At 58.5% G+C, this 7,133-nt stretch carries 7 protein-coding genes and 1 pseudogene; 2 read left to right on the forward strand and 6 right to left on the reverse strand.

Annotation, left to right across the window (positions count from 1 at the left end; all coding sequences use genetic code 11):
- Positions 1–728: 728 nt before the first annotated feature.
- The 5 genes from ABSE61_RS21225 to ABSE61_RS21245 all read right to left on the reverse strand — a co-directional run bounded on the left by ABSE61_RS21225 (position 729) and on the right by ABSE61_RS21245 (position 3,979).
- Entirely contained in the window at positions 729–2,348 is a 1,620-nt protein-coding gene (locus ABSE61_RS21225) for a recombinase family protein (RefSeq protein WP_423873096.1), read from the reverse strand.
- Positions 2,345–2,854: a DUF2924 domain-containing protein gene (locus ABSE61_RS21230; RefSeq protein WP_423873097.1), complete on the reverse strand. Its 510-nt coding sequence runs from the start codon at positions 2,852–2,854 to the stop codon at positions 2,345–2,347. Before ABSE61_RS21230 ends, ABSE61_RS21225 begins: the two co-directional genes overlap by 4 nt.
- A gap of 4 nt (positions 2,855–2,858) precedes the next feature.
- Positions 2,859–3,215 carry a DUF3489 domain-containing protein gene (locus tag ABSE61_RS21235; protein WP_423873098.1) on the reverse strand — a complete coding sequence of 119 codons (357 nt, stop codon included), beginning with the start codon at positions 3,213–3,215 and terminating at the stop codon, positions 2,859–2,861.
- A 194-nt stretch (positions 3,216–3,409) separates the two neighbouring features.
- On the reverse strand, positions 3,410–3,664 hold the full coding sequence (locus ABSE61_RS21240) for a hypothetical protein (RefSeq protein WP_423873099.1): 255 nt from the start codon (positions 3,662–3,664) through the stop codon (positions 3,410–3,412).
- A gap of 99 nt (positions 3,665–3,763) precedes the next feature.
- Complete coding sequence (locus tag ABSE61_RS21245) at positions 3,764–3,979, reverse strand: hypothetical protein (protein WP_423873100.1); 216 nt, start codon at positions 3,977–3,979, stop codon at positions 3,764–3,766.
- A gap of 479 nt (positions 3,980–4,458) precedes the next feature.
- On the opposite strand from ABSE61_RS21245, the gene ABSE61_RS21250 reads away from it, so the two are divergent.
- Both ABSE61_RS21250 and ABSE61_RS21255 read left to right on the forward strand, forming a co-directional pair.
- Positions 4,459–5,430: a Bug family tripartite tricarboxylate transporter substrate binding protein gene (locus ABSE61_RS21250; RefSeq protein ID WP_423873101.1), complete on the forward strand. Its 972-nt coding sequence runs from the start codon at positions 4,459–4,461 to the stop codon at positions 5,428–5,430.
- Complete coding sequence (locus ABSE61_RS21255; protein ID WP_423873102.1) at positions 5,430–6,743, forward strand: LVIVD repeat-containing protein; 1,314 nt, start codon at positions 5,430–5,432, stop codon at positions 6,741–6,743. The genes ABSE61_RS21250 and ABSE61_RS21255 overlap by 1 nt, the downstream gene beginning before the upstream one ends.
- Before the next feature lie 288 nt (positions 6,744–7,031).
- Here ABSE61_RS21255 and ABSE61_RS21265 read toward each other — a convergent pair.
- Positions 7,032–7,133, reverse strand: a pseudogene (locus tag ABSE61_RS21265) (IS5/IS1182 family transposase); the annotation flags it as partial.

Here is a 7,133-nt window from a genome sequence, read left to right on the forward strand (position 1 = left end):
TGGGGTCAATCGCGTCGCTTTTACGACGTCTGCCTTAGCGTCCGCTATCCACAATACCGGACATTCTCACGTCCCCTTGGGACAGGTCCGCCTGTCGCCTTCCTGTGCCTAAAACGCAGATGACCGGCGCAACGGCGGTGGCGCCGGATGATCGCCTCAATTGCTTCGGGGGCGCGTATCGTCAGCGCATCGACGGCACCAAAGTAGCGGGGAATCTGCTCGAACCCCTTGCAAATCTCTTCGGACCGGAAGTGTTACTTGTGTCTTCGGAATAAAACGTAACCCATGTGTCCGGAACGCTCTTCTGCTCTTGTGGCGCGCTCGGAGAGTTTCGAACTTTCCTTCTAAAATATTGATATACCAATAGAATTTATTTTACATTTGGTCCGAGGGACAGGTCGAGGGACGCTTGAAGTCGCGTGGTCGGTTAAAATCTGACTCTTAATCAGCGGGTCCCAGGTTCGAGCCCTGGTGCCCCCACCACCCAGTCTTTGCAAATCACGGGTTTCCAAGACGCCTCATTCGGGTGCTTTCTGCGGGGATTTGTGGCCTTTCATTTCCTAGGTTTTGGTCGCTTGTTCTCCAAGCGCCTGAGCGGCGAATTTTGGCGTCCTGTCTCCGGGCTCCAAAATTCCGTTCCTGGCGGTAGGGCGTTGACGGCCAACGGCCGCCGAGGATTCGGGCAATCTGCGAGACCAAAAGCGCGTCGTTTTACGCCCGGCCCGCAGCTATCTCGGATTTAATCCGAGCGCTTCGAACTGTCGGCTCCATTCGGCCGGGGCATCACGCAACCGCTCGACTCCAATGCCGCGTGGTAGACGACCTTCGACCGCGGCGCGCACGAGATTTGGTGCGAGGAACGCGAGCGATATCGTCATGTTGACCTGTCGCACGCTGCACTTTTGACGTGTCGCGATCTGCTGAACCTCAGTCACAGAGCCCGAAACGATTTCGTCAAGCCAGCGCTTGCCTCGTGCGATCGCGCTGACGAGGCGAGCGCGACGTTCGATCCGCGTTGGGCGAATTTCATTTTTGGGAATGCCGTGCGGGATAAGAATTTGCCTCGACTTCCTGATTGGCGGCTTCTGCCAGGGGATAGAAAGTAAATAGTCGTCGGTTGCGTCAGATGTTTCTTCGTCGTCTGCTGACTTCAACCGAACCACCAGACGATCCTCATGCACATCGATCCGCGCGACCTGCTCCAAGGCCGCTTTGCCATCTCCAGTGTGAATTCGGCTGAAGGCCGGTTTCTCCTTCAGAGCGATCAGATGCTCGTTGAGAGATTTAACGACGACATTTTCGACATCGTTCGCTGGAACACGGGAGACCGACCCGACCGATGCAGTTCTGGATTCTCCATGCAGGTGCGGAAACGAGACGTAGTAGCGATAGCGAACGCCGGCCTTGGTTGCATGGGTGGGCACCATGCGATGGCCGACGTCGTCGAACAAAAGTCCGGCGAGTAGATGGTTGCTCGCGTTCCGCGTTGTAGATCGAGTAGTCCACTGATCCGTGAGCTTCCGTTGGACCGCATCAAACAGCGCGCGATCCATGATCGCCGGTTGTTCGCCGGGCAGGATCTCGCCCTTGTATTTGACCTCACCAATGTAAAAACGATTGCGCAGCAGATAAAATAGCGAACCCCGACCGAAGGGAACGCCGCCGCGGGTAACACCCGTTGACAGCAGTCTTGATTTGGTTCGGATATCTCGCTTCCGAAGGTCTCGTACCAGTGCGTTGACGCCGCCAAGTTCGAGATAGCGGTGGAATATCAGCCGGACCCGTTCGGCTTCGTCCTCAATGACGGCAATCTTGTCGTCCTTCATGTGATAGCCAAGGGGCAGGGGACCGCCGACCCAAAGGCCCTTTCGTTTAGAGGCAGCAATTTTGTCGCGGATGCGCTCGGAAGTGACCTCCCTCTCGAACTGAGCGAAGGACAGAAGCACGTTGAGCGTCAACCGGCCCATCGAAGTCGTGGTGTTGAATTGCTGCGTGACCGAGACGAATGACACGCCATGACCATCGAACAGCTCTACCAGCTTGGCAAAGTCGGCCAGAGATCGCGTCAAGCGATCGACCTTGTAGACGACAATGACGTCAATCTTACGGGCGCGGATGTCGTCCAGCAATTTCTGCAGGTCGGGACGATCGGTGGACCCGCCGGAATATCCGCCGTCATCATATCGCGACCGGATCAGGGCCCAACCGGCATGGGCCTGACTTTTGATATAAGCCGAGGCCGCTTCGTATTGGGCATCCAGCGAGTTGAATTCCTGGTCCAGCCCTTGCTCGGTAGAGACCCTGGTGTAGATCGCACAACGGACTGATTTGACCGAAGAAGTCTTCATGGTAGGACCTCCGTCCTCGATCGATCTTCCTTATCCCGGAGACCGAAAAAGCGTGGGCCATTCCATTTGGTTCCAGTGATTGCGAAGGCGACCTTGGAGAGGCTGTCATAAGTCTGGCCGTTCCAGGCAAAACCGTCAGTCATCACCATTACCCGTTGCGATCGACGATCCCACTCTCGTACCAAAACAGTTCCCGGTGTTAGTTCAGTTCGCTTCTGATCGAAGCTGACGAGACGCGCGGTCATCTTCGCGCCGGTGTCCTTCGCGTCCGTCCGATCAAGCACCTGTCGGATCTCGTGATCTAGATCGCCAAGGCGGTCGGCTTGAATCCGATAGGCGATGATTGCGAACAGCAAATGCCGCGGCAAATGATCGGGTGGCGGTCTCTGAAAAACACTTCGCCATCTTGAACGAAGACCTTTGAGATCGAGACCACGCAGATGCGCGATCTCGTCTCCAAAGGAAGGTTTGGTCGAGGTGCGACCATTGCAGCGTTGCTTCTGCATCGCATCAAGCCGCCTGTTTGGTCCGGCCGGCCGAGAGAGGCGCAGCTTTACCGTCCTTAATGCGATAGATCCGACCTTTGTCTGTCAGCTCCGAAATGCGATTGAGACTGAGCTTCTTGCGGACGACACCGGCGAGAAAGCCGCGAACTGAATGTTGCTGCCAATCGGTAACCGTCATGATTGCCGCGATGGTTGCCCCTGAAGGCGCCCGCAGCATCGCAATAATGCGAGCATGCTTAGTATCAGATCCTGCTTTTGGTTTTGACGATGCAGCTGTCGGGCGCTTGCGTGAAGCTGGCTTGGCAGTCTTTCGGGCGATGGCGCCGGTCGCCGCCTTCGGCGTTGCTTTGGGCTTGATCATGGGATCCTCTGAGGTTTACGCGACGTCATCCGCCGCACCACCCCAGCCCTGCGCAGGCAAGCGCCATACGCGCTCGTCACGAAGCGACTGCTTGTACCTGGCTCAAAGGCGCGCAATGAACGTGGAGCGATGAGCGTTCATGACTTCAAGAAGATCGCTCAACGGATCTGGCCTGAGACGGCGTTGCCGGCCACCTAATCCGCGAAATACGCGTTCCACGGCAGGCGAAGCTCCTCGACGTGGTCGAAATCGCGCGCGAATTTCCTCGCCAATGTCCGCAAGGTTTTCTCGGTTACTTGTTCGGCAAACTGCTTTTCCGCGGGCGTGAACACATTGTACTCCTTTGCGGGCAGCGTCTTGTCTTTCGTGTTCTGAATGTGGACCCGATTGCGCAGCAAGCGAAGCTTCTCAAGATCGGCGTAGAAGCCTCCATCCGCGGCATCGAACAAATCATGGGTTCTCGCCGCGTTGATATATTTTCCAAAATCATCGAGCCTCGCGAGTTCACGGATTCCCTTCGCGGTCGCGGTCGTGATGTTCCTGACCCCTTAAACCGTGAAGGTTCGTATCCGCGTATGGAGATCATGAAGGCTAGCTTCGACGATCGAGCCCAAAAGAACGACAATCGGTTTGCACAGCAGTCGCTTGTTCGCCGTGTCGGCCAAATTGTATTGCGCGTAGAGCACGGCCAGAACCCTTAGATTCTGAACGATGTTGTCGCCAATGACGAAGTTGCCGATGAATTTGCTTTGGATGATTACCATGGAGGTCTCGGGGCAAAAAAACCGCCGCTCGCTCTGGAGTTGAACGCACTGAAGCTAGGATATTATGGGCCAAGCTCGGAGTCCCCATGCATGCCTTTATGAGCTACCAAACCGCCGATCGGCACGTTGCCGCTAAGGTGCGTGACATCCTTAACCTAGCTCACGGAGACATCTTTCCCGCAAGCTGTAATCGATGCAAGACCCCGTACTGGTTCTGAGATCGCATGGGTCACGTCGATATCGCTGTGGCGACGGCACTACGCTTCATCGAAGACGCGCATCGCAGCGTGGTCACGATCGCGACCTCCCAGTGATCGCCGCGGATTCAGAGAAGCTTGAGGCAATGCGAGCGTTTCAGACGATCGCGCAGAAATTTATTCCGCCCGCGTGATGGATGCGCATTGCCACCATGCGAAAGTGACGACAGTAACATCTGCTTCGGAAGCTGACGGCATTTACTCCGCATGCTAACGAACGGCATGCGCCGGATCCGTTTTGCACTCCTCATTGCCATCACAACATTTGTGTGGGTCGCGCCTGCTTCGGCTGCGGACTATCCCACGCGGCCGGTCAACTTGATCGTCGCGTTCACGCCGGGCGGCCCGAGTGATGTACTCGCGCGCATCATCGGCAAGAAGCTCAGCGAACTGCTCGGCCAGCCGTTCGTAATCGAGAACAGGCCGGGCGCTGGCGGCAATATCGCGGCCGAAGTCGTCGTGCGCGCCACGCCCGACGGCTACACGCTGCTGATGGGCAACAACTCCATTCTTGCCACCAATGCGAGCCTCTACAAAAAGATTGGATACGATGCCGAGAAGGATTTCGCGCCAATCAGCCTGATCGGCTCGCAAGCCAATATTCTGGTGGTCAATCCCACGCTGCCCGTCAACACGATGGCTGAATTGATCGCGCTCGCGAAAGCAAAGCCCGGCCAGCTCGACTTCGCGTCCTCGGGTTACGGCGCCGCCGCTCATCTCTCCGGCGAATTGTTCAAGGCGCAAGCGCATGTCGACATCGTGCATGTCGCCTACAAAGGCGCGGCGCCCGCGCTGCAGGATGTAATTGCCGGTCATGTGCAGATGATGTTTGCGACCGCGGCGTCCGTAGTCGGACATATCAAAGACGGGCTGGTGCGTCCGCTCGCCGTGACGACGCCAAAGCGCACCGCGATATTGCCCGATATCCCGACTGTTGCTGAACTCGGCATTCCGGGTTTCGACGCAACCACGTGGCACGGCCTGGTCGCGCCGGCTGGTACCCCGAGAGACATCATCGAGGCACTCAATCGCGCGACCGTCGCGGCGCTGAACGATGCTGCAACGCGCAAGGCTCTAAGCGATCTCGGGGTCGACGTGCAGAGTTCGTCGCCCGCCGAATTTTCTGACTATATCAAGGCCGAGATTCCGAAATGGCGTGCGGTCGTGCAGGCGGCCGGAGGGCAGCTCAACTAATGTCGAAAACAGACACCGGCGCGCTGGCGCACAAGGTTCGCCGCCTCGCGCATCTCGACATTCCGGGCGCCGGTCAGGTCACGGTCGCGGGCCGTTACGCTTACATCGGGCACATCCCCAACAAGGAACACCTCGGCACGACCATTGTCGACATCGCGGACCCCTACAATCCGCGCGTGGTTGCGACCGTCACGCTCGACGATCCGTTCTCGCACAGTCACAAGGTTCGCGTTGTCGGCGACGTGATGATCGTCAATCACGAGCGCAACATGACCAAGATCGGCCGTCGCGCCGAGCAGGTTCCGGCCGCCCGGGCCGCGCTGGTCGCAGCGCTCGGACGTGAGCCGAGCGCGAGCGAAATGGCAGCAAAGCTCGCCATCAGCCAAGCGGACTATCGCGAGGTCGAGGCCACGCGCGCGAAGCCCTACGAGAACGGCGGCTTCAAGGTCTACGACGTGTCGGACCCGACGAAGCCGAAGCTGATCGCCTACCATAAGACCGGCGGCATCGGTGTGCATCGCTTCGCGATGGATGCGCGCTATGCCTACATCTCGACCGAGATGGATGGCTACATCGGCAACATTCTGGTGACCTACGACATCGCCGATCCGCGGCGTCCGCAAGAAGTCTCGCGCTGGTGGATGCCTGGGCAGCACATCGCGGGCGGTGAAACGCCGACCTGGTCGGGCAAGCGGCACCGGCTGCACCACGCGCTACGCTTTGGCGACGAGTTCTGGGCGAGCTGCTGGCACGGCGGCTTCCGTGTGGTCGACTGCGCCGACATCGCAAAGCCGCGCACGCTTGGCGCCTACAATTATCATCCGCCGTTTCCCGAGCCGACACATACCGTGATGCCGGTGCCGGAGCGCATCGGTGGTAAACGCATCGCGATCACGATCGACGAAGAGGATCAGGCGCAAAGCGCGAACGAAGAAAATGCACGGCGCGGGCGGTTGCATGCGGGGATCGCGACCTTTGACGTGAGTGACTTGTCGGCAATCAAGCCGATTGGCCTGTTCGAGGTGAGCGAATTGGACTCGCCGTTCAGCCGTGTCGAGGGCGCCCGCTTCGGCGCGCATCAGTATCACGAGGCCATGACCGGCACGCTGGTCTACGCCGTATGGTTCTCGGCGGGCCTGCGCATCATCGATGTTGCCGATCCGGCCGCGCCGCGCGAGGTCGGATTTTTTATTCCGGATCCCGCGGCCGGACGCAGCGCGCCGCAAAGTAACGACGTGATGCTGGATGAGCGCGGTTTGCTCTATATGGTCGACCGGCTCGTTGGCTTCGACATTCTGGAATCCAGCGTCTGATCGGCGCGCGTCGTCGGGGTGCGCGCAGCAATGGTAGAGGCGCATTCCGCACGGGCCAGGTGAGGCGCGTCCACTCCGCGAATGTCCGGCCTGATATTCGTGAAGCCGCGCTTCGAGGTCTACAAAGCGGTCTCGCAGCAGATCCGCGAGATCTTCGAGGAGCACACGCCGGTCCGTGGAAAGTCAGGCGTGCCGACACTCAACGAGGTCCACCCACCAGCTCGCCTCGTGCCGAAGCGAAGCGGGTGTTAACTTACCCCCTTTTTGCTAAGAGTCTGTCCGGAGTGATCATGCTGGATTGCATAGTTTTCTCAGCATGAGCCTGATTGAGGCGAGGCGCAGAAATGCGAGCGCCTTGCGATTGAGATTCTCCCAATCTTTGGCGAGACG

This window comes from Bradyrhizobium sp., assembly GCF_049519115.1.
In the GTDB taxonomy this organism is placed as follows: Bacteria; Pseudomonadota; Alphaproteobacteria; order Rhizobiales; family Xanthobacteraceae; genus Bradyrhizobium.

What these genes read in the sequence shown, in the direction of transcription:
- ABSE61_RS21225 (WP_423873096.1), bottom strand. Translation starts at nt 2,348, where the DNA reads ATGAAGACTTCTTCGGTCAAATCAGTCCGTTGTGCGATCTACACCAGG.
- ABSE61_RS21250 (WP_423873101.1), top strand. Translation starts at nt 4,459, where the DNA reads ATGCGCCGGATCCGTTTTGCACTCCTCATTGCCATCACAACATTTGTG.
- ABSE61_RS21255 (WP_423873102.1), top strand. Translation starts at nt 5,430, where the DNA reads ATGTCGAAAACAGACACCGGCGCGCTGGCGCACAAGGTTCGCCGCCTC.
- ABSE61_RS21245 (WP_423873100.1), bottom strand. Translation starts at nt 3,979, where the DNA reads ATGGTAATCATCCAAAGCAAATTCATCGGCAACTTCGTCATTGGCGAC.
- ABSE61_RS21230 (WP_423873097.1), bottom strand. Translation starts at nt 2,854, where the DNA reads ATGCAGAAGCAACGCTGCAATGGTCGCACCTCGACCAAACCTTCCTTT.
- ABSE61_RS21235 (WP_423873098.1), bottom strand. Translation starts at nt 3,215, where the DNA reads ATGATCAAGCCCAAAGCAACGCCGAAGGCGGCGACCGGCGCCATCGCC.